Genomic DNA, 22,766 nt, shown 5'->3' on the forward strand with positions numbered 1-22,766 from the left:
CACCCAAAAAACAAGACCATGTTATTCGGAGCAAGTACATTTATCTGGGTCTCTCCCTTTTCTACGGAGAACATCGATTTACTTACCAAGGTAAAAAATATGGGTTATGACATCATTGAAATAGCCGTAGAAGACACGCATATAATCGACTGGAACCTGATCAAGGATATCGCGCGGGACCTGGATTTGAAAATTACCATCAGCGGAGCGTTTGGAACGGAGCGGGATATTTCCAGCACCGAACCGGAGTTCCGTAAACTGGGGAAACAATATATTATCGATTGTATCAAAATCGCGGAAAACGTCGGCAGTCCGATTTTCGGTGGTCCGGTTTATTCTGCGGTTGGTAAAACCCGTTTGGTTTCCGACGAACAAAAGAAACAGGAACGAGCCTGGTGCGTTGAAACCTTGCAGGAAATTGGCAAAATAGCCGGCGACCATGGTGTGGTTGTAGGGCTCGAACCCTTGAACCGTTTCGAAACGGATATGGTCAACACCGTCGATCAGGCGCTATCGATTGTGAACGAGGTGGCAAGTTCAAACCTGAAAATCGTGCTGGATACTTTTCATTCCAACATTGAGGAAAAAGACATCCCGGCGTCTATCCGAAAAATCGGTAAAGATTTACTGTGCCATGTACAAGGCAATGAAAGTGACCGCGGGACACCGGGAACGGGTCACCTGGAATGGCAGGGCATCAGCGAAGCCTTAACAGAAATAGGTTATGAAGGTGCTGTGGTGATAGAAACTTTCGGGCAACCGTCCAAGGAACTGGCCAGAGCGGCCTGTATCTGGCGACCGCTTGCCAACAGTGCGGATGAGCTTGCTTCGGAAGGACTGGATTTCTACAAGCGCATGTTTGCCTTGAAATATTCTTATTAACCAGGGGCTGAACATTTTGCCTGTTTTATTTCAAAATCTACAACCATGAAAAATACGATCCTGTTTTTTTTACTCACGATCGGTACCGGTGCTATGGCGCAGGTACCGGTTGATCTTAAGGGTTTTGATAAAAAAAGTAATGTCCGGGTTGAAGTCACCGGCAATATGCTGAACATTGGCTGGCCCACAGGAGAATCGGAAACCGGAAAACTTGCGATTGACCTGACAAACGAGAAACCGTTGGTCAGCACTATTCAACTTACCGGAGGCAGTGGTTCCCGTACCGTGGCCAGAGATCTGGATCCGGCTTTTATTATCAATGTTGGAAAAAGGGATCTGGTATCCCAAAATGGCTGGAATATTTTTTTCGACAAAACAGCCTACCTGCCTTACGAAACCTACACTGTAAAACTGGTAAAAACCGGTGTCAAAGTAATCTCATCCGGATCACACACGCAGATAAAAATAGACGGAGCCAATGCGGGTCCTTTTTCCGGCTCGGTTGATATTACCCTGTACAATGGCAGTCCGTTATTGAATATTGCGGCTGCGTTAACAACCAAACGTGATTCCGTCGCCATTATTTACGATGCCGGACTGGTAAGCCAGAAGTCTCCTTGGGAGAAAATATTCTGGTCGGATACGGAGCAGTATATCCAGCACAAAAATCTTGACGGAAAGGAAACCGGACAAGAGCTGGAAGTGAAATACAGAACCATTATCGGGCAGAGCAAGGAGGGAAGCATGGCTGTTTTTCCGTCGCCTCACCAATACTTTTATCCGTTGGATAACTGTTACAACTTAAACCATACCTGGTTTGGAAATAATTACAGAAAGCTGATACCGGGTTATGGATTGGGAATAAGAAACGATATGCTTGGCGACCGACGTTGGGTGCCCTGGTTTAATGCCCCTCCGGGAACGGAGCAACGTCTTAATTTTTTCTGTCTCATCAGTGCGGAAAAGGATGGTAAAGTGCTGGAAAAAGTAAAGGCTTTTACACATAACGATACGTATCAGTCACAGGAAGGATATTACACGATGGCGAGCCATTTTCATCAGGAGCATGTGGACGATGTTTTGACACATAAACCGCTTCCCGAGATCCCTGGTTTTGTCAAAGCTTTCAGAAATACGGGCGTCAATATTGTACACCTTGGAGAATTTCACGGGCCTGGAAGTCCCCGTGGCCCTGAGGTGAAAAGATGGCTGGAACAAAAAACTTTGTTTGAAGAATGTACCCGGTTATCCGGCGGAAATTTCCTGTTACTGCCTGGCGAGGAACCTAACAATTTCTTTGGCGGGCACTGGATGAATATTTTTCCAAAACCGGTTTATTGGTTGATGTCAAGAGGTAAAGACGATCCGTTTGTGGAAGACCACCCGGAGTACGGCAAACTATACCGGATCGGGAGCAAGGAAGATATGCTGAAATTGCTTGAAATTGAGAAGGGACTTGCCTGGACGGCGCATGCCAGAACCAAAGGTTCCACCGGTTTTCCTGACAAATACAAGGAAGAGGCATTTTTTAAATCCGATCGTTTTCTGGGTGCTGCCTGGAAAGCACTTCCGGCTGATCTTTCGCAGGATAAGTTAGGGAAACGTGCGCTTGACCTGATGGACGATATGGCCAACTGGGGACTGAAAAAGCATATCATTGCCGAAGCCGATCTATTCAGAATAGAACCCGAGTACGAGCTGTATGGTCATTTGAATGTGAATTATTTGCAACTGGACGAAATACCGGAATTTAAAAACGGCTGGCAGCCGGTACTGGACGCGATGGAAAAAGGTAAATTTTTCTCAACGACCGGTGAGATTTTATTGCCGGTATTTAAAGTAAACAACAAGCCGTTGGGAGAAACAGTAAAACTGGATACAAAAGGTATCGCGGATATCGTTTTGGAAACCAGCTGGACATTTCCCTTGAACAAAGTCGAAATTATCTCCGGCGATGGTAAAGAAATTTTCCGGGAAGTGGTTAACCTGCATGACACCCAGGCTTTCGGTAAAAAGACATTCCATTTTACACCAAACCTCAAAAACAGAAAGTGGGTGAGGGTTGAAGTATGGGATGTTGCTGCAAACGGTGCGTTTACACAAATGATCTGGCTGGAATAGATGACTTACAAAACAGAGAATTATATGAGAAAAGTACAGCTTATTTTGTCTGTCCTGACCGCTTTTTCGGGCAGTGTTTTCGGTCAGAATGCAGCGAATACAAATGTTTCCAGGTATCACAACCCGGTTTTTGAACCGATCCTGGCCGATCCGTCTGTGATCAAGGCGGACGATGGTTGGTTTTATGCTTACGGAACACAGGATAACTGGGGTGATGGCAAACCGGGACACCTGGTGGCGGTTGTACGCTCGAAAAATCTTACGAACTGGACTTTTGTACAGGACGCCTTTTTGACAAGACCTACCTGGAAAGAAAAGGGAGGGATCTGGGCGCCGGAGGTGGTGAAAGTAAACGGAGAGTATCACCTTTATTATGCCTATTCGACCTGGGGAGATCCCAATCCGGGTATTGGGCTGGCTATTTCCGATGCGCCTGCGGGACCCTTCACCGATCATGGCAAACTGCTGCTGAGCTCGGAAGTGAATGTGCCGAATTCAATCGATCCTTTTTTTATTGAGGACCAGGGTAAAAAATATCTTTTCTGGGGAAGTTTCAGCGATGCTCCGACACAGGGAACTTATGGCGTGGAAATGGCCGTTGACGGGAAATCAATTCCTGATCTGAAGAAGAAAATCAAAATTGCCGCCGGGGATTTCGAAGCCGTTATGATTCATAAGCGTGACGGATATTATTACTTTTTTGGTTCGAGAGAAAACTGTTGTGATGGAGCGGCAAGCAAATACAATGTCCGGGTGGGCAGATCCAAAACTTTGTTTGGCCCCTACATCGACAAGGATGGGAAAGATCTGAGGGAACGAGGTACGGGTACGGTATTGGTAAAACGCACCGAAACAATCGCCGGCCCCGGACATAATTCCAGATTAATAACCGATTCAAAGGGGCAGGACTGGATGTTGTACCATGCCATTGACGTTAAAAATCCGCTTGTGTCGAGTGGGGCAAATCGCCGGTTTTTGATGCTGGACCGGGTGAGCTGGAAAAATGGCTGGCCGGAAATTCTGAATGCAGAACCAAGTATGGATGAGCGTGAAGCGCCTTTTTTTAAATAGTGTACGTTTTCCGGCGGAAGACTGAAAAGCACACTTAGCGATCTTCGCGTTTGTCTTTCCTTCTTTGCGTGAAAAAACTTAAAACTCTAAATCTTTACAAATGAAATTTTTAAAAACGACAGCCTGGGCATTACTGGTTTGCCTTTCTTTCCAAAACTGCGCGAAAAAAGCAGAAGAGAAAAAGGAGGAAAGTACAGCCGAAACGACGAAAACATCCGGCCGGGAAATCTGGACGAAGGAGCAGGCAAAAGATTGGTATGCCAGGCAGGAATGGATTGTAGGCGCAGACTTTTTGCCAAGTACGGCCATTAACCAGCTTGAAATGTTTCAGGAAGCATCTTTTGATACCGCTACTATCAACAAAGAGCTGGGCTGGGCACAGGGAATTGGTATGAATACGATGCGGGTGTACTTGCATGATTTACTTTATCAGCAGGATTCAGCCGGTTTTTTAAAGCGGCTTGATGTATTTTTAGACATCGCAGCCAAACATAAGATCAGACCTGTTCTGGTACTTTTTGATTCTTGCTGGGATCCCTTTCCGAAATTGGGAACGCAGCGCGCGCCTAAGCCTGGTGTGCATAACTCGGGATGGGTGCAAAGCCCTGGATTCAACGCGTTGAAAGACAGTACGCAGTATCTACGTTTGGAGCAGTATGTGAAAGGTGTGGTTGGAAAATTTGCCGCCGACGACCGCGTGCTGGCCTGGGATATCTGGAACGAGCCGGACAATACGAACAACAGTTCATACGGCAAAATTGAGCTTCCCAATAAAGTGGATTATGTATTGCCGTTGATGACCAAATCTTTTGCATGGGCAAGATCGGTAAATCCTGAGCAGCCGTTGACAGCCGGCGTTTGGGCAGGCGACTGGACTTCTCACGAAACTTTGAAACCGATTGAGAAAGCGAGTATCGACGAGTCAGACGTGATTACTTTCCATAACTACGACAGTGCGCAGGAGTTCGAAAAACGCATCAAACAATTGCAGCAGTATGACCGTCCGATGATCTGTACGGAATATATGTCGCGCGGGAACGGCAGCTTTTTCGAAGGCTCCCTTCCGATTGCTAAAAAATACAACGTTGGTGCGATCAACTGGGGATTGGTTGACGGAAAATCGCAAACCATTTATCCCTGGGATAGCTGGAAAAAGAGCTACTCCGGCGAGCCTCCACTTTGGTTCCACGACATTTTCAGAAAAGACGGAACACCTTATAAGCAGGCTGAGGTTGATTTGATTAAGAAATTGACGGCCAGGAAGTAAGCGATTTAAAACTTTATTTTATATCCCGTGAAGGTTAATCATACCTTTACGGGATTATTTTTTTACGATATATTTGATGATCGCATTAAGTTGTATAAAAATTTCCTGAACCTATTTTATAAGTAAACCTGCTATTTATGAATCATTTTACCAATAAAAACTCTGGTCCGATATTTAAATCATTGTCCAGAATTTTATTATTTTTTGTTTTCTGTTTCCCTTCAGGGGCCACGGCCCAAAGAAAATCTCAAAAACCAAATGTCATTTTTATCTATGCAGATGACCTCGGTTATGGGGATTTGAGTTCTTATGGCGCTACCAAAATCAGTACTCCAAACATTGACCGCCTGGCTCAGGAGGGTTTAAAATTCACCAATGCGCACACCACGTCGGGAACCTGCACGCCTTCGCGTTATGCGCTAATGACAGGCAATTATCCATGGCGTAAAAAAGGTACGGGTGTTTTGCCGGGAAATGCTTCGCTGATCATTCCGACGGACAAGATTACACTGCCGCTTGTTTTTCAAAATGCAGGGTACAAAACCGGGGCCGTTGGGAAATGGCATTTGGGCCTGGGAACGCCGGGAAAGGATATCAACTGGAACAAACCTATCAAGGTTGGGCCGAACGAAGTAGGGTTTGACTACGCCTATTTCTTTCCGGCGACATCCGACCGCGTCCCGACTGTTTTTATTGAAAATCACGAGATCGTGGGATACGATAAGGAAGATCCGATTGAGGTTAACTATGTGGAAAAGGTGGGAAAGGAGCCGACGGGCAAGGAAAATCCGGAGTTATTGAAATTACAGGCCTCGCCGGAGCATGGGCATAACAATACCATCGTAAACGGAATCGGCCGGATTGGTTATATGAGCGGCGGAAAGCAGGCGCGCTGGACCGACGAAGAGATTGGGCATGTCTTTCTAAATAAGGCAAAACAGTTTATCGAAGACAATCAGAAAAATCCGTTTTTCCTTTACTTTTCCTTGAACGATATCCACGTTCCAAGGATGCCCAGCACGGAGTTTAAAGGCAAGAGTAAAATGGGGCTTCGTGGTGACGTGATTCTGCAAATGGACTGGACGGTCGGCGAAATCCTGAAAAAACTGGAAGCCTTACATCTGGATGAAAATACAATCATTATGTTTTCCAGCGACAATGGCCCGGTTCTTGACGATGGTTATGCCGACAGGGCCGTTGAACTGGCAGAGGGACACAAACCTGCCGGAGTATTGCGCGGCGGGAAATACAGCGCTTTTGAAGGCGGCAGCCGGGTCCCCTGGCTTGTTCGATGGACAGGCTCCATTAAAGCAGGTACGGTTTCCAATGCACTCATATGTCAGGTTGATATGCTGTCTTCCTTTGCGCAGTTTTTTCAGCAGAAAATCGCTGATACGGAAGCGACCGATAGTTTCGCGCTGATGGACGCACTGATTGGCAAGGCGAAAACCGGTCGGGAGAGCATTGTGAAGCAAGGCGGCGCGTTGTCTTTTACGAAGGGTAACTGGAAATACATTGAGCCGAATACAAACCAGTCCTATAACAAACTCACCGGGACGGAGCTTGGAAATGACCCAAAACCTCAGCTGTATGATCTGAGCAAAGACATGGGCGAGAGGACAAACCTGGCCGGTCAATATCCAAACAAGGTTAAACTGATGGCCGAAGAATTATCAAAGATTAAGGATCAGGGCGGAAGCCGTTGATTATTAATTCCAATTTTTAAAAGCTCCTTGTTCATTTTTTGCCTCACATTTTGACGCAAATGGACATGGAGGTTTTTTTGTCTAAAAATAATTAGTATTAATTCTACAAATTAAACTTTATTATTTTTATATTGTAAAACATTGATACGATCGGATATTAAATGTCGGTGAAATAAATTAACTGGCCATAATAGCCAATGCTTACTAAAAAGTGTCGGTTTCTATGATAGGTGCTAACTATCGGACAAATTTGTTGATTGTAGAGAAAACATAGTTATCTGCGCACTGTTTATGGAATAGGAACTCTTATGGGGCCGATTATCTCAATTTGAACGTTTTTTTAGTTGTCCCGCAACTATATGACAGTAAAGTATTTAAGGTGAAAAATATTTTTTTAGAATTTTTGTAAAATAATTTGGTTTGTAGAAAAGATTCTATAATATTGTGACGTACTAGTAATAATTCTACAAATAGTCAACTCGCCTATGAAAAGAGCGTTTTACCTGATTATTTTTATTAGTCTGATTGGTATTTTAAATGAGTTTGCTCTATGCCAGCCGTCGAATGCCATATATGCAAGTTCGCAAACGAATGGCGGCTCAAACGGGACTATTGGCAGCTTTGATGTAGCGAATCCTGGCAATGCGATCAATACGGTTACCAATGTTGAACCAAATGCAAATTATGCGCGTCTGACTGCATCCAGTACAGTAGGAACGGCCACAGCCTGGTTGCAGCTGGCGTTTCCGGGGTCTGTGACGGGCAACTCGACCGTGTATATAAAAACAACAGCCACGGCGGTAGCATTGCTGGGCGGAGGCGTTACAATAGCAGCCTATACCTCGGCTACCGGAACGGGAACTGCTGTGGCACAGGCTTATGCGGCACCCAAAACTTACTATACGGGTGATGGAAATGTATACATGGCTGTTACGCCAACCGGAAATTTTCAGTCGATTCGGATTACGCTGACATCGCCGGTAGCACTGGGAACCAATACTTTTGATGTGTTTTATGCCTTTTATGGTCCAACGGCAGGTAATGACTCCAATCCGTTTCCATTTAATGTAGCTGATTGTGGTTTACCCAATGTCAGCACAACAGGAAGTTCGGGTATCACTGTAGGCTCGTTTGGCGTCAGCAGCCCGGGAAATGCCATTGATGGTGATGCTTCATCCACAGCCTCTTCGTTTTACGCAACTGGCTTGTCGATATTGTCAGGGCATATTTTTCAGACTTTCTTTTTTAACGGGACATCAAATTCCGCGGATGCGGTAAGGATCGTTCTGGCAAAGAATGGCGCATTTACGGCAGTTTCGCTGGCAGGTAGTATTAAGGTTCAAGGGTATAACGGCGCAACAGCCGTAGGTACTTCCCAGTTGTTCAGTGCATTACTGGATGTGGACTTGCTGAATCTTTTGAGTACCAATAACAACAAAGTGACAGCCTACTTTGCCCCGAAAGACGCATCCAACAATTCGGTAATTTTTGACAGGGTCACCGTGGATCTTGACCTGGGGCTGTTAGGAGTCGCGCTGGGAAGTAACGGACTCAGTATCTTTGATATAAGAAGAGTTCCTGATGTGCCAGTTTCGCCTGATCTTTCGGTTTGTTCCAATATTGCCACCGCGGCCTTATCGGCCCTTACTGTACAGGAAAGCCTGAGCGGGATAGGAACATTTACATACAAATGGTACGATACCCTGAGAGACGGGTCTCTGCTTAATACCGGGAAAAATTACTCAGTAAGCGGTTTGTCGACAGCAGGACAGGTAAAAAACTATTACGTAGATATTCAAAAATCAGGATGTGTGACACCATCGGGGCGGAAAAAGGTGAATGTGAGTATTATTAACCCGCCCGTTTCGCCCGGAGTTGCGTTAACACCCTGATTGACTATATATTGAACATAAACCCTTTTTGATATTTTACTAAATATTTCTCATCAGTTTAACTCAACTATCATGAAAAAAGATGTACTCCTCAGTTTTTTTTCGGCCGTTTCTCAGCATGGTAATGCGAGACGGGATCCCGGATATTTTCGTCAAACCAATAAGATACTCCAATTGATGATCTGAATGTAAAAAATCAATTCAATTGCTCAGAATTGCCTGTTTCTATTACTAAAATGAACGTGATTTTGGTGAAAGAGATACAGGAATGGTATGTCTGTACTTTGGACGCCGGAATGTGTTTTCCGGCTGAGCGGGAAAGATACTGCCTGACGTTTATAGTTAATCGTGCACAGGTAAATAATTTTAAATTCTAAGGGCGAAATATCTCCCGCATGAATATGGGATACTCAAAACAGTAAATGCTACACCATTTACTCAACGTTATTTTTCTTAATAAGTGACAGTGGCTGGTTTTATCCGGACAACCTGATCAATTTTCCGGCAAACAGCGACATTTGTACAGAAACAATTATCGTATAAACAGATTATTCAAATCGGTGATCCATAGATTGAGTCACAACGAATAGCAGAAAATTAAACATCAGAAAATTTAATCAACGTAATCTTTATGAAAAAGACACTTACATCATTGTGCCTTAGCTTTGCGCTTTTTGTTATTGCTTTCTCTTCAAAAGCAGCTGTGATTCCTGGTGGGACGTATTATGTAATCAGCGGAGAATCCTTCTCGCTGACCCCTGCGGTGGCGAGTTTGTTTGAATACCACTGGGTGCTGGATCCGGGAGCCGGGCAGGTTGCCACAACGCTGAATACAGCCACAGGGGGTGTGTACACGAAGATATTCGGAACGGGCTCGGAGCTGGGTGTTGAAACCCATAAGCTGACTTTTGGCGTTTTGGAGGCAGTCGACGGCTGTTTGTCTGACCTGATTGAACATACCATTATTGTATTGCCTAAAATAACCGTCTCGCTGACGACCGCGGACGGGAAAGATAATTACTGTTTGGGTATTCCGGTCAATACCACACTGACGGCCAACGTAACGGCTGTCACCGGGCTTGGTACTTATGGTGTAACGCTTTCTCCTTTTGCCTGGACAAAAGACGGTTCAGACGTGAGCGGACAAACAAGCAGCACCTTGGCAATCACTTCGGCTGGTACCTACAAAGCTTTGGTAAGTTACATTCTTCCCGCAACCGGCCAACCCAATGCACCAACGGCTTCGAAGCTGCTTAATGCTGTGAATGGTGTTGCAAAACAGATCAAAAACGATCTGCCGCTTCCTGTGGTGCCAAGTATTTCGCTTAACTAATCTGAGGTTTTTCTTTTTATTGTTTTTTGAGGAACCAGAAAGGATTTTCATTGAATCAAAATATGAAAAATGTACTCTTCATCGCAGTGATACTTTTTTTACCCGGCTCCGCGTTCGCGCAGAGCGGGGTACGGGAAGTAGCGATTTGTAAGGGAACTTCTATCAGGCTTAAGGCAGCGTCCGCTGATGCCAGTAAATACGAATGGCATAAAAACGACCAGGTTATTCCGGATATTTCCGGAAGTGACCTGGTTATTTCCGAGGAAGGGAATTACACAGCCTATGCGCTAAATGCCGACGGGTGTAGTTCCAATGCTTCGGTGGCGATACATCTGATTTTTAACAGACCGGTTGCCACCGACGATATGACGTCGGGAAAAAGTGATGTCGAGCTGCTGCTGGATGTCCTGAACAACGACCAGTCGTTATGTACGGTCTGGGATACAACGACTTTGACGATCAGGCGTGCTCCGCTGCATGGGACGGTTTTTCGAAGTCACGGGAAATTCAGGTTTAAAGGCAATCAGGATTACAAGGGAATTGATACGTTTACTTATTCGGTAAAAGATGCGGCCGGGCAGGAAAGCAATACCGCGACAGTTACGGTGGATCTTAGCACGCCTTTACCTGTCACGATGATTAGTTTTGAAGCCAATAAGGAGGGTTTGACCTCGTTGCTGACCTGGGCAACTTCAATTGAAATGAACAGCGACCGGTTTGAAATTGAACGTAGCCCGGATGCAAAAAACTGGGATAAGCTCGGTGAAGTATCAGCAGCCGTGAACAGCGAGGTCCGGACCAACTATCATTTTACGGACGAAACTCCGGAGTCGGGAATGAATTATTACCGACTGAAAATGGTCGATCGTGACGGCACTTTTGCTTACAGCCGGATCAGGTCGGTTAATTTCCCTGAATTCGCCTGGGCCAAGTTATTTCCGAACCCGGTCAGCGATGTATTGCAAATTGTGATCAGCAATAAGCGGGTCCGTAAAATTCGCCTGATCGATTCTTTCGGCCACGTGATGTACGACGGACAAGTCACCGCTGCTTCGATCAAGCTTGATATGAAATCTTATGCGCATGGAATTTATTTCATTCATCTGGAACAGGAAGATGGTACGGTGCGTGTTTTTAAAATTGCTCATCAATAATAAGTGAGAGATACCTGGTGTTGTTTAATCCCTTTTCGGCCTTTGTCCCGGAAAGGGATTTTTTATTTTAATCGATGTTCGATTAAATGTGTGACAAAGAGATGATTACCCGTCAAATCAACAGCTTTTTAACTATAACGATGTTGATTATGGCTAAATATCGTCTCATTCTGATCGTCTGCCTGACGGTTTGTCTGACAAAAAATGTTTCAGCACAAACCAATTACATGGAGCAAAATTTTGCTGGCGGCGGGCCGTTTGTCAGCCCTAGTCCGGGTATCGGACAGTTCAGTCATTTGATCACGACAAATGCAGCCTTGTCGAAATATGAATTCGGACCGGGTTATATGGATCTGATACGCTTGCAGCAGGATTCAGCCACAGGTGGTATCGTGAGAGCTTTGCGGGCGGTACCGTTTTCTCCAAATCCTGAAACGTTGTATATTCAGATCACTTTCAGCGTGGAAGAAATAGGAGCTGCGGGGACGAATGCCGTGTATTTTTATCTCGGAGAAAATTTTTCACCGACCAATAACAAGATTCCCGCCAATGCACTTTTGTTCAGCAGGTTTTCTCTGAATTTTCTGGCCTCGTCTTTTGTCGTGCACGATATTGAAACCGGAAGGAATAGCAGCCCTTTACCCCTTCGTACGCCCGTAACACTCACGTGGGTGTTGAATAATTCGCCGGACGGGCAAATCTATCGCAAGCCTGAAACAGCAGCTAATCCTGATCATAAGGTGATGCCGGGAAAATATGATCTTTGGGTGAACGAAACCTTGCAGGTGAATGATGCCGATGCCTATCCCGGGGCATCAGCTTATTCGGCGTCAAAACTGTCCAATTTTGAAATCCGTTTCCGTAATGCGGTCGGAAAAGTACGTTTTACAAGTTTGCGGATACGCGATGTAACGGGTGTTCTGCCGCTGCATATTGTTTTGTTTAAAGCGGAAAAGGATCATGGCAAGGTGAGACTGTCCTGGGAAACGGCCATGGAACGCGATTCCGATCATTTTATAATCAGTAAAAATACGGTCAACAACTTGCACAGCATCATCGGTGAGGTTAAGGCGACCGGACAAACCACACAGCAATATTCGCTTTTGGATAACGAACCGGACGAAGGCGTTAATCGGTATCGTATCGAACAGATGGATCAATATGGTCAGGTTATAGACACTAAAGAAACTGGGTTTTCATTTCAAGAAGAGAGAGAGTTTTATGTCAGCCCGAACCCGGCTTCTGCTGCGTTGATAAGGATTAATAGTTTCGGTGAAAAGCCCGATGTGATGAAAATATATGATTTGACTGGAAGAGAATTGCCTTTTGATTTTAAAACCGGCACCGAAGGGATGATTGAAATCTATCCGCGTAGTGAAATGACTTCGGGCCTATATATTCTTTCGATTTCCGGGAATCGAGGACGTAAATATTTTCGCTTTTTAGTTGAGTAGACGATAGTTAGTAGAAATAAATTTATAAAATCTATTGTGATTTGTAGGGTGCAATGTGTTAATTTGAAGTCTAGATTTTAAAACCCATGCATTCAGTCACTCACTTACAGGAAATTCCCGATGATAAGATCATTTGGCAGCGGTTTCTTGCCGGTGAAGTGGAAGCATTCGACCATCTGATGACGACTCACTTTCGTACGCTTTTTCATTATGGAAGCAAGTTCTCGAAAGACAAGGAATTTGTAAAGGATAATATTCAGGACCTGTTCCTTATCTTATGGGAGCGCCGTCAGAATTTAAGTCATGATATTGCCGTAAAACCTTATCTGATGGCTTCACTGCGGCGGTTGATGCACAGAAGTGCAATGTCAAAACCATTACTTTCGGATTCATCGGTAGAAGAAATCAATGGAAATTTTGATATCGAATTTTCCGTGGAAGAGGAATACATCGAAAATGAATCGACTCTGGTGATTACGCAAAAACTTAAAAAATTACTGGATGAACTTCCGACCCGGCAAAAGGAAGTGGTTTATCTGAAATTTTTTCAGGAAATGGATCGTGGCCAGATTTCCGAAGTGATGAGTATTTCACCGCAAACAGTTTCCAACCTCCTCCAGATCGCAATCAAACAATTAAAAAAGCACTGGAAAGCAGAGTTTTTTACTTTATTGATGGTGCACTTTTTTCTGTAACGGTATCAAGACGGGTGAGATTCTTTAAAAGTAAAAATGATGAGCATGTTAGAGATCTTAATTGATAAGGGATCCCATCAATGAGTTGAAACAACGCAACTGGAATTATCAGAAACCTTATCAAAACGTCTGCGCTGCGTGACGAGAAAATAGCCTCCGTGGTTGATGTTACGTTTGATTTTGTCCGGAAGGTTCGAACAGACCTGAATTCCTGAATACCCCCACATTCTTGTTATCAAAATTTCCCTTCATTTTTTAGATTCCCATTATTCAATCGACACCCTTTTTATTCGATTAAAACCAATGAAAAGCAGTATAATCCTGTCAAGAATATTTTTCTATCAATTTTTTTAGAAATAATTTAAAATTTATTGGTATCTGGTTCGTGCTTTTGTCTATCGTATAATAGTGATGCATGAAGCTGATATGAACGACTATAAAAAATACGGAATAGAAGACCTTGTCTGGGACACATTCTTTCGGCAATGGGTACTTACGCCCACACGCGAATCGGATAGGGTATGGAAGCAGTTGCAGGTCGAAAATCCGGAAATGACGGATAACATCAACAAGGCAAGAGAAGTGGTGTTGTCCTTGCGCGTGGCTGAGCCGGAAATCTCAACGGCTGAAATTTCGAAGCTGGTCAAGGAAACGATTTCAAAAACAACTCCCGGAGGTATTACCGTCATGGAACCGGAAGCTTTCCGGGTTATCCCTTTTTATAAAAAATTCTGGTTCAGGATTGCAGCGTCGCTTACGTTTGTGATGTTTTTCGCTTGGCTGGCCAAGTCACGTTTGCCGGAAAGTAATCTGGCCAAGTTTGGTGAAAAGGAAAACCTGGCGACCGATAGCGGGTTATTGATTGAAAAAATTAATACCACAAAAGCACCTCTGCTGGTAAGTCTGGAAGATGGCAGCCGGGTCACGCTGGCACCGGAAAGCAGGATTCGTTATGCACGTAAATTTGTCGGCGGTAAACGCGAAGTTTATTTGACAGGCGAAGCCTTTTTTGACATATCCAAAGATCCTGCACGTCCTTTTTTTGTATACGCCAACGAACTGGTGACCAAAGTGCTTGGTACAAGTTTTACGATCAAAGCCTACAAAACTTCGAAGGAGGTAACGGTGGAAGTAAAAACCGGCCGGGTTTCTGTATTTACACAGTTAGACCCCGATGTTGAAGAGAAGATCAATAACCGTGAGCTGGAAGGGGTGGTTTTGTCGCCCAACCAGAAAATTATTTACGCCAGAGATCAGATCCGTATGGTGAAAACGCTCGTAGAAAAACCGGAAATAATCATCTCAAAAGCCAAGGCGCCACAATTCATCTTTGAAGACGCGCCCGTTAGCGAGGTTTTTGATTCAATCGGAAAGGCGTATGGAATTGATATTTTATACGATGAAGAGTTGCTGAAAGGCTGTCCGTTGACGGCGATTCTGGAAAATCAGACTTTACACGAAAAACTGACGATTATTTGTAAAGCAATCGAAGCGAACTACGAAATTCTGGATGGCCAGATCGTAGTCCATGGCAAAGGATGCAAGAACTGATCAGCTATTAACAATTAACCATGCTACATTAACCCTTTAAATCTCTGTATTATTTGAAATTATCCAAACGAATTATTTAACAAAAAAGAGCCGGCAATGTTCCCGCATTACCGACTCCCGAATGTATCCCCTCAGGTTGTCGCCAGAGAACCTCCGAAAACGGAGGCGGGGATCGTTTTGCCAAATTTTCCAGCTTAACAAAACAATCAAATCTATGAAAAAACCAGTACAATACCAGCAGGTATTACTTTGGACTATGCGAATAACGGCTACACAACTCCTCTTTGCGCTCATGTTTATTGGCTACGGCTATGCCCACGAAAGTTACGGGCAGTCATTGCTGAGCCAGAAAATATCCATTAATGCCAATGGCAGCGAAGTTAAAAAAGTTTTGAATCAGGTAGAAAAACAGGTGGACGTACGGTTCGTGTTCAGTTCCAAACTGATTCAGTCTGCAAGAAAGGTTAACGTTTCAGCGCAAAATAAACCGCTTTACGAGGTCCTGGATGATATTTTGACGCCTTTGGGGCTACAATATGAGATATCGGGAAAAATCATTATCCTGAAACGTCTGGAAAATTTACCGGAACCGGTCATTCCCGGAAAAGGTGATGCTCCTAAAAAGAATGTTACGGGTAAGGTTTTAGATGAGACAGGTATTGGATTGCCCGGTGTAAGCGTGGTAGTGAAAGGTACGCAAACCGGAACGACTACCGATACTGGCGGTGATTTTAAGCTTGATTTGCCAGAAAATGCTGCACCAATTCTGATCTTCAGTTTTGTAGGATACGCTACAAAGGAGGTTCCCGTTGGTAGCCAAAGTGTGCTGACTGTTAATATGGTACCTGAGGATAAGTCTTTACAGGAGATCGTGGTGGTAGGTTATGGTCAGGTAAGAAAGACGGATTTAACTGGTTCGGTTACGACCATTCCGGTTGACGAAATTAAGAAAGTAGCCGTAACTTCCATGGACCAGGCATTGCAGGGACGTGCAGCCGGTGTACAGATCACACAAAACTCGGGAGCACCCGGCGGTGCTACGACTATTCGTATACGTGGTGGGAATTCGATCCAGGGGGATAACGAGCCTTTGTATGTCATTGACGGAATCCCGTTTAAAAATGAGTCGTCAAACAGCGGTTCAAGTTTTAACGTTTTGAGTACACTTAATCCAAGTGACATCGAATCGATGGCGATTTTGAAAGATGCTTCATCAACGGCGATTTATGGTTCCAGAGGGGCAAATGGCGTGGTGATCATCACAACCAAACGCGGGAAAGCCGGAAAATCGACCATCAATTTGGACGCTTATTATGGAGTACAACAGGTTCGTCGCAAATATCCAGTCCTGAATGCGCGCGAATATGCAGCCTTCGTAAATGACGCCAATACAAATGAAGGAAGAAACCCGGTTTATACGCCGCAGCAGGTAGAGGCTTTCGGTGAAGGGACGGACTGGCAGGATGAAATTTTCCGTACGGCACCTATGTACAATTATCAGTTGTCGATGAGCGGCGGAGATGAGAAAACCCAGTATGCAATCTCAGGAGGTTATTTTAAGCAAAAAGGTATTGTCACCAATTCTGATTTTGACCGCTACTCTTTCCGTGTCAATCTTGACAGAAAGCTGACGAACAAAATTAAAATCGGCAATAGTCTTACTGTAAACCGCACACTTTCCAACCAGTCGCGTACCGATGGTAGCTTGGGAAGCGCAGGTTTGGTTACGATCGCAGCCTTGCAATTTCCTTCGATTTTGCCGGTTTACAATCCGGACGGGACTTACCTGATGAACAATCCGGCATTAAACTTCACGGCCGATAACCCGGCTGCGCTGGCAAGAGAGAGCAAAAATAAAAATACCGCTTACCGTGTTTTCGGTAATGTTTTTGGAGAATACCAAATCATGGACGGTCTTAGCTTCAAGGTCGTGATGGGCATCGACGGTATTATTCAGAAACAGGACAGTTATCTGCCGAGAAGTGTTTCCAGTGGTTTGTCGCAAGGCGGTGTTGGAAGTATCAGTAATGGTCAATCCATTACCTGGCTGAACGAAAATCTTTTAACGTATACGAAAACATTCAACAAAATACATAACCTGACGGCCCTGGTAGGTTATACCCAGCAGGTAAATCGCTCGGAAAGCAGTTATGCTGCCTCGCGTAATTTCGTAAATGACAATCTGGGGACGGGCAATCTGGGTTCGGGTTCTGTGGCTTTGGTTCCGTCTTCGGGTATTGGCACATGGGGGCTTGAATCTTATCTGGGACGTATTAACTATGGGTTTAACGAAAAATATTTGCTGACCGCATCTTTCCGTGCTGATGGTTCTTCACGTTTTGGTGCGAACAAACGGTATGGTTTTTTCCCGTCAATGGCGTTGGCATGGCGGGCTTCGGAAGAGAGTTTTATCAGAAATATTAAGTCAATCAGCGACCTGAAAATAAGGGCGACGATTGGTTCAACAGGAAACCAGGACGGAATCGGAAATTATCCGGCTTATTCATTACTAAGCACGCAGAATTACGTTTTGGGTAATGTTGTGTCAACCGGTATCGGTCCGAATCAGATTGCGAACCCGGACTTATCCTGGGAAACAACGACCCAATCGGACGTTGGGATTGATCTGGGGTTATTTGGAAACCGTATCACCGTGACGGCTGATGCTTATCTGAAACGTACGAAGGATCTTTTGCTTAACGTCACGATTCCAAGTTCATCCGGTTTTTCAAGTGCTATCAAAAATCTTGGTAAAGTGGAAAACAAAGGATTTGAACTGAGTATTACCTCGCATAACCTGGACGGTGCTTTCAAATGGAAAACCGATTTTAACTATGCGATCAACCGGAACAAAGTACTGGATATTGGCGGCGCTCCGCAAATTTTCGCAGGTGATGTGGCCAATATTGCGCAAAATGTTAATTCCGGAATAATCCGCGTTGGGGAGCCGTTGGGTTCGTTTTACGGATATGTGACGGATGGCCTTTACCAATCAACGGATGAACTGGCGGCTTTGGTTGATGCGAGTGCGAGAAAACCGGGAGATCGTCGTTATAAGGATTTAAACGGGGATAAGAAAATTGACGATAATGACCGGACGATCATCGGTCGTGCACAGCCTAAATTTATTGGCGGTATCAGCAACACTTTTTCTTACAAAGGGCTGGATCTGACTGTTTTCTTCCAGGGCGTTTATGGTAATAAAATCCTGAACGCAAACCGCTTTGAACTTGAGTATCTGAATGGAACGACCAATCAGGACCGCGATATGCTGAACCGTTGGACACCTACAAATACGAACACAGATATTCCCCGTGCGTCCACAACCCGTCCTGCCAACAGAATTTCGACGCGTCAGATTGAAGACGGATCCTATCTGAGGCTGAAAAATGTGCAGCTGGCTTATAACCTGCCCACATCCCTGACAAAATCGATTCACGTACAGGGAGTCAGAGTTTATGTCACTGCGCAGAATTATATCACCTGGACTAAATATTCAGGATATGATCCGGAAGTAAACCGTTTTGGACAGGATAGCCGCAGCCAGGGTTTTGACTACGCAAGTTACCCGGCAGCGAAAACACTGATTTTTGGTCTGAATGTAAGTTTCTAAAAAGTCCGTCAGGGCAGGCAACCTAAATTTTAATACACCAACATGACTTTGTTTTAAGTAAGTCGCTTTTAATAAAGTTGTTATAAAATATTTGGATAATGAAAAAGATAATACCTTTCTTCTTCGTCTTGTTTTGGGCGAGCTCCTGTGATGTGCTGGATCAGGTTCCGCAGTCCAGCTTTACGCCCGATAATTTTTATAAAAATACCGATGATGCCAAAGCGGCCGTAAATGCTGTTTATGACGCCATGAATTCGGCTGATATGTATAATCAGGTGATGTGGATTATTCAGGATCAGGCCACCGACGACTCTGAGTGGGGTGGAGGCCGCTCCACGGCGAACCAGGCTAAAAATGATCTTGACAAATACACATTTACGCCGGCTACCAGTACTTTTCAGTCGGTTTGGTCCACCGGATTTAGGGCGATCAACAGGGCTAACGCGGTGTTGGAACGCGTTCCGGGTATTTCCATGGATGCAGCTCTTCAGGCCAGGCTGCTGGCCGAAGCCAAGTTTATGCGGGGTTTTTATTACTTTACCCTGGTCAGATTATTTGGCGGCGTGCCGCTTATGTTGACCGAAACGACTTCATTAAACAATTTACAGGCATCAAGAGCATCTGCGGATGAAATCTACGCTCAGGTGATCAAGGATTTTTCGGAAGCGGAAGCTGCTCTTCCGGCTACTTATACAGGAGCGGATAAGGGACGGGCTACCAAGGGTGCTGCCACTGCATTTTTGGCGAAAGTATACCTAACGAGACAGGATTGGGCAAAAGCTTCTCAAAAAGCGAAAGAGGTCATTGATTCCGGTGTTTATGATCTGTGGACCAATTATTCAGAAGTCTTTTTGATTGGCAACAAAAACGGGAAGGAAGCAGTTTTTGAAGTGCAGGCGTTGGGTGGAGGTTTTGGAGAAGGAAGCTGGATGCAGGGATATATGCGCCCAAATTTTGATCGTGTCAATAATATCGCGGGTTTTGGCGATGATCCGGTTACTAAAAATTTGTATGATACGTACACCGCCACTGACAAACGGAGGGATATTAATATCAAACTGTATTCTGCGACCAGCACGCCTGCTGCACCGGCCAGCGTAGATTTTCCTGGTTATGTTTATAAGTATCTTGATCCGTCGGCCACAGCTAACGGCGAGGGGAGCAATAATTTTCCGATCATACGCTATGCAGATGTTTTGCTGATGTATGCCGAGGCGCTGAATGAGCAGGGTGCGGGAAATGCAGAGGCCTTCAAAGCAGTAAACCGGATCAGACTTCGGGCAGGTTTGGCAGAATTGCCGGCTTCATTAAGTCAAGCGGAATTCCGGGATGCCGTTTTGCTTGAAAGACGACTTGAACTGGCCTTTGAAGGACATCGCTGGTATGACCTTGTACGCACCAAAAAACTGGTGGGTGCAATCAAGGCGCAGAATCCGACCATCATTGTGGCTGAGAAAAACTATTTATTCCCTGTTCCGCAAACAGAACGGGACGTAAATACTAACCTTACACAAAATCCGGGATTCTGATTTTATATTTCAGACTTAAAACATCAGATCAATGCAAAGAAGGCAATTTTTGCAGACAACGTTAGCCGCTACTTCACTTGCTTTTCCGGAAACAACTGTTTCCGGAAAACAGGTGTACGAAAAACCATTTATCATCAATGCAGGCATCGGAGGCAATAATACGGTCGATCTGCTGGCCAGAATTGACAAGGATTGTTTGAGTCATAAGCCGGACTTTACCATACTGATGATTGGCACAAATGATATGAACAGTAAAAAGTACATTCCGCTGCCTGAGTATGAGAAGAATCTCCGAAAAATCGTAGAAATGATTTTAGACGTGAAAAGCCAGATCATGCTGATGACGATCCTGCCTGTTTATGAACCCCATTTATACACCCGTCATGAAAAGAGCTTTTATGGCGAAGAGGGTCACAGAGGGCGGAAGGAAAAAGTTAATGAAACCATTAAAAAGGTGGCGGATGATAATAAACTCCATTTTCTGGATATGCACCGGGTTTTTGACAAAGTCGGAAATATCAGTGAAGAGCGTAGCAGTTTGCTTCAAAACACTTTAAATAGTCAGAAAACAGATGGTGTTCATCCAACGCCTGAAGGATACCGTACCATGGCTGTTGCTGTTTACGAAGCTCTGATCCGTACCGGCGTTTCCTACAACCGGCTTGTTTGTTTTGGAGACAGCATCACCAACGGTGGCGGTGGCGTGGAAGGTAACAGTTATCCGGGTTATCTGAAAAAATTACTGGGTTATTAATGACGATGGATCAATGATCTATTTGATTGATCAAGAAATGAAAACTATTCCATTACCTTAATTTAGATAAAGTAATATGCTGTTTAAATGTTTGACAAAGCGGGTTGTATTGCTCAGTTTTCTGATAACCTCTGTGCTGGGTATCACGATTTCGAAAGCCCAGAATAAAAAAACGTACAACGCGGATGTGATCGTGTACGGAGGAACTTCCGGTGCGATAACGGCTGCGGTTCAGGTTATTAAATCCGGTAAAACGGTTTTGGTCGTATCACCCGATAAGCACCTGGGCGGACTTTCCTCAGGTGGACTTGGTTTCACGGACACAGGGAATAAGTCGGTTATCGGCGGCTTGGCGCGTGAATTTTACCATCGTGTGTTCATGCATTACGATAAGCCGGAAGCCTGGCAGTGGCAGAAAAAGGAAGAGTATGGCAACAAAGGCCAGGGAACTCCTGCCATGGACGGTGCCGACAGAACGATGTGGATTTTCGAACCACACGTAGCAGAAAAGGTTTTTGAGGATTTTGTTAAAGAAAATAACGTCAAGATTTACCGCGACGAATGGCTGGACCGGGAAAAAGGATTGGTCAAAAAGGACGGTAAAATCGTCTCGATCAAAACCCTTTCAGGAAAAATTTTTACCGGAAAGATGTTTATCGATGCTACTTATGAAGGTGACTTAATGGCGGCTGCCGGCGTGAAATATCATGTGGGACGTGAAGCCAATAGCGTCTACAATGAAGAATGGAATGGTATTCAGGCAGAAGTTTTTCAGCATGGACATTATTTCAAGAAAAATGTAAGTCCTTACAAAGTGGAAGGTGACCCGAAAAGCGGTTTGCTGCCTTATGTTACGGATGAAAAAATTGGCAAAAATGGTGAAGGCGATAATAAAATTCAGGCATATTGCTTCCGTATGTGCCTTTCTGCAAACCCGGACAACCGGATTCCGTTCGTAAAACCGGAAGGTTATGACCCTGCCCAATACGAGCTGCTGGCCCGTGTGTACAAAGCCGGCTGGACAGAGACTTTTGATAAGTATGATCCGATTCCGAACAAAAAGACCGATACCAACAACCATGGTCCGTTCAGTACCGATTTTATCGGTATGAACTACGACTATCCGGATGCAACCTACGAAAGAAGAAAACAGATTATCAAAGACCATGAGCTGTACCAGAAAGGGCTGATGTACTATCTATCCAATGACAGCAATGTGCCGCAGGATGTGCGTACGGAGATGAACAAATGGGGCCTGCCCAAAGATGAATTTAAAGATAACGGTGGCTGGCCGCATCAGATTTACGTGCGTGAGGCGCGCCGGATGATCGGGCAGGGGGTAATGACCGAAAATGAGACGCTTGGGAAAAAAGCTGTTTCGCAATCCGTCGGGATGGGATCTTACTCGCTTGATGCGCACAATGCCCAGCGTTATGTGAAGGCGGATGGTTTTGTACAAAATGAGGGAGATATTGGTGTTCATCCGAAGACGCCTTACAGCATTTCTTACGCCTCCATTATTCCAAAGAAGGAGGAGTGTCAGAACCTGTTTGTGCCGGTCTGTTTGTCTAGTTCGCACATTGCCTATGGCTCCATCCGGATGGAACCCGTTTTTATGATTCTTGGACAAAGCGCAGCTTCGGCGGCCGTACAGGCAATAGACCGTAAGGTGAGCGTACAGGATGTGGATTATGAAAAACTTAAAGAGCAATTGTTGAAAGACAAACAACGTCTCGAACTGTAA

Annotated in this window: 15 protein-coding genes; all 15 read left to right on the forward strand. The window is 44.8% G+C overall.

What is annotated here, in order from left to right; translation table 11 throughout:
• Positions 1-18 precede the first annotated feature (18 nt).
• The 15 genes from M1L62_RS28255 (at position 19) to M1L62_RS28325 (ending at position 22,766) form a co-directional block, all read left to right on the forward strand.
• The gene (locus M1L62_RS28255; RefSeq protein ID WP_254562996.1) at positions 19-882 is read left to right on the forward strand and encodes a sugar phosphate isomerase/epimerase family protein; all 864 of its coding nucleotides are present in this window, start codon (positions 19-21) and stop codon (positions 880-882) included.
• Between the two features lie 45 nt (positions 883-927).
• Positions 928-3,003 carry a CehA/McbA family metallohydrolase domain-containing protein gene (locus M1L62_RS28260; RefSeq protein WP_254562997.1) on the forward strand — a complete coding sequence of 692 codons (2,076 nt, stop codon included), beginning with the start codon at positions 928-930 and terminating at the stop codon, positions 3,001-3,003.
• A gap of 24 nt (positions 3,004-3,027) precedes the next feature.
• Positions 3,028-4,074: a family 43 glycosylhydrolase gene (locus M1L62_RS28265; RefSeq protein WP_254562998.1), complete on the forward strand. Its 1,047-nt coding sequence runs from the start codon at positions 3,028-3,030 to the stop codon at positions 4,072-4,074.
• A gap of 100 nt (positions 4,075-4,174) precedes the next feature.
• A complete protein-coding gene (locus M1L62_RS28270) occupies positions 4,175-5,341 on the forward strand; it encodes a cellulase family glycosylhydrolase (protein WP_254562999.1) in 1,167 nt (388 codons plus the stop codon).
• A 137-nt stretch (positions 5,342-5,478) separates the two neighbouring features.
• Entirely contained in the window at positions 5,479-7,047 is a 1,569-nt protein-coding gene (locus M1L62_RS28275; RefSeq protein ID WP_254563000.1) for a sulfatase family protein, read from the forward strand.
• A gap of 485 nt (positions 7,048-7,532) precedes the next feature.
• Positions 7,533-8,939, forward strand: coding sequence for an Ig-like domain-containing protein (locus M1L62_RS28280; protein WP_254563001.1), 1,407 nt, complete (start codon positions 7,533-7,535; stop codon positions 8,937-8,939).
• Between the two features lie 631 nt (positions 8,940-9,570).
• Positions 9,571-10,272, forward strand: a complete 702-nt coding sequence (locus M1L62_RS28285; RefSeq protein ID WP_254563002.1) for a hypothetical protein — start codon at positions 9,571-9,573, stop codon at positions 10,270-10,272.
• A gap of 62 nt (positions 10,273-10,334) precedes the next feature.
• Positions 10,335-11,426, forward strand: a complete 1,092-nt coding sequence (locus M1L62_RS28290) for an Ig-like domain-containing protein (protein WP_254563003.1) — start codon at positions 10,335-10,337, stop codon at positions 11,424-11,426.
• A gap of 149 nt (positions 11,427-11,575) precedes the next feature.
• Complete coding sequence (locus tag M1L62_RS28295; protein ID WP_254563004.1) at positions 11,576-12,880, forward strand: T9SS type A sorting domain-containing protein; 1,305 nt, start codon at positions 11,576-11,578, stop codon at positions 12,878-12,880.
• A gap of 86 nt (positions 12,881-12,966) precedes the next feature.
• Positions 12,967-13,575, forward strand: a complete 609-nt coding sequence (locus M1L62_RS28300; RefSeq protein ID WP_254563005.1) for an RNA polymerase sigma factor — start codon at positions 12,967-12,969, stop codon at positions 13,573-13,575.
• A gap of 411 nt (positions 13,576-13,986) precedes the next feature.
• Positions 13,987-15,126, forward strand: coding sequence for a FecR family protein (locus M1L62_RS28305; RefSeq protein ID WP_254563006.1), 1,140 nt, complete (start codon positions 13,987-13,989; stop codon positions 15,124-15,126).
• Between the two features lie 214 nt (positions 15,127-15,340).
• Positions 15,341-18,739 carry a TonB-dependent receptor gene (locus tag M1L62_RS28310; protein WP_254563007.1) on the forward strand — a complete coding sequence of 1,133 codons (3,399 nt, stop codon included), beginning with the start codon at positions 15,341-15,343 and terminating at the stop codon, positions 18,737-18,739.
• Positions 18,740-18,837: 98 nt separating this feature from the next.
• Positions 18,838-20,268 carry a RagB/SusD family nutrient uptake outer membrane protein gene (locus M1L62_RS28315; RefSeq protein WP_254563008.1) on the forward strand — a complete coding sequence of 477 codons (1,431 nt, stop codon included), beginning with the start codon at positions 18,838-18,840 and terminating at the stop codon, positions 20,266-20,268.
• A gap of 31 nt (positions 20,269-20,299) precedes the next feature.
• A complete protein-coding gene (locus M1L62_RS28320) occupies positions 20,300-21,022 on the forward strand; it encodes an SGNH/GDSL hydrolase family protein (protein WP_254563009.1) in 723 nt (240 codons plus the stop codon).
• A gap of 133 nt (positions 21,023-21,155) precedes the next feature.
• Positions 21,156-22,766, forward strand: coding sequence for an FAD-dependent oxidoreductase (locus tag M1L62_RS28325; protein ID WP_254563022.1), 1,611 nt, complete (start codon positions 21,156-21,158; stop codon positions 22,764-22,766).

The sequence above is a fragment of the Dyadobacter diqingensis genome, assembly GCF_024220585.1.
Classification (GTDB): Bacteria; Bacteroidota; Bacteroidia; order Cytophagales; family Spirosomataceae; genus Dyadobacter; species Dyadobacter diqingensis.

What these genes read in the sequence shown, in the direction of transcription:
- M1L62_RS28255 (WP_254562996.1), top strand. Translation starts at nt 19, where the DNA reads ATGTTATTCGGAGCAAGTACATTTATCTGGGTCTCTCCCTTTTCTACG.
- M1L62_RS28285 (WP_254563002.1), top strand. Translation starts at nt 9,571, where the DNA reads ATGAAAAAGACACTTACATCATTGTGCCTTAGCTTTGCGCTTTTTGTT.
- M1L62_RS28315 (WP_254563008.1), top strand. Translation starts at nt 18,838, where the DNA reads ATGAAAAAGATAATACCTTTCTTCTTCGTCTTGTTTTGGGCGAGCTCC.
- M1L62_RS28300 (WP_254563005.1), top strand. Translation starts at nt 12,967, where the DNA reads ATGCATTCAGTCACTCACTTACAGGAAATTCCCGATGATAAGATCATT.
- M1L62_RS28295 (WP_254563004.1), top strand. Translation starts at nt 11,576, where the DNA reads ATGGCTAAATATCGTCTCATTCTGATCGTCTGCCTGACGGTTTGTCTG.
- M1L62_RS28275 (WP_254563000.1), top strand. Translation starts at nt 5,479, where the DNA reads ATGAATCATTTTACCAATAAAAACTCTGGTCCGATATTTAAATCATTG.
- M1L62_RS28320 (WP_254563009.1), top strand. Translation starts at nt 20,300, where the DNA reads ATGCAAAGAAGGCAATTTTTGCAGACAACGTTAGCCGCTACTTCACTT.
- M1L62_RS28280 (WP_254563001.1), top strand. Translation starts at nt 7,533, where the DNA reads ATGAAAAGAGCGTTTTACCTGATTATTTTTATTAGTCTGATTGGTATT.
- M1L62_RS28310 (WP_254563007.1), top strand. Translation starts at nt 15,341, where the DNA reads ATGAAAAAACCAGTACAATACCAGCAGGTATTACTTTGGACTATGCGA.
- M1L62_RS28260 (WP_254562997.1), top strand. Translation starts at nt 928, where the DNA reads ATGAAAAATACGATCCTGTTTTTTTTACTCACGATCGGTACCGGTGCT.
- M1L62_RS28270 (WP_254562999.1), top strand. Translation starts at nt 4,175, where the DNA reads ATGAAATTTTTAAAAACGACAGCCTGGGCATTACTGGTTTGCCTTTCT.
- M1L62_RS28305 (WP_254563006.1), top strand. Translation starts at nt 13,987, where the DNA reads ATGCATGAAGCTGATATGAACGACTATAAAAAATACGGAATAGAAGAC.
- M1L62_RS28290 (WP_254563003.1), top strand. Translation starts at nt 10,335, where the DNA reads ATGAAAAATGTACTCTTCATCGCAGTGATACTTTTTTTACCCGGCTCC.
- M1L62_RS28265 (WP_254562998.1), top strand. Translation starts at nt 3,028, where the DNA reads ATGAGAAAAGTACAGCTTATTTTGTCTGTCCTGACCGCTTTTTCGGGC.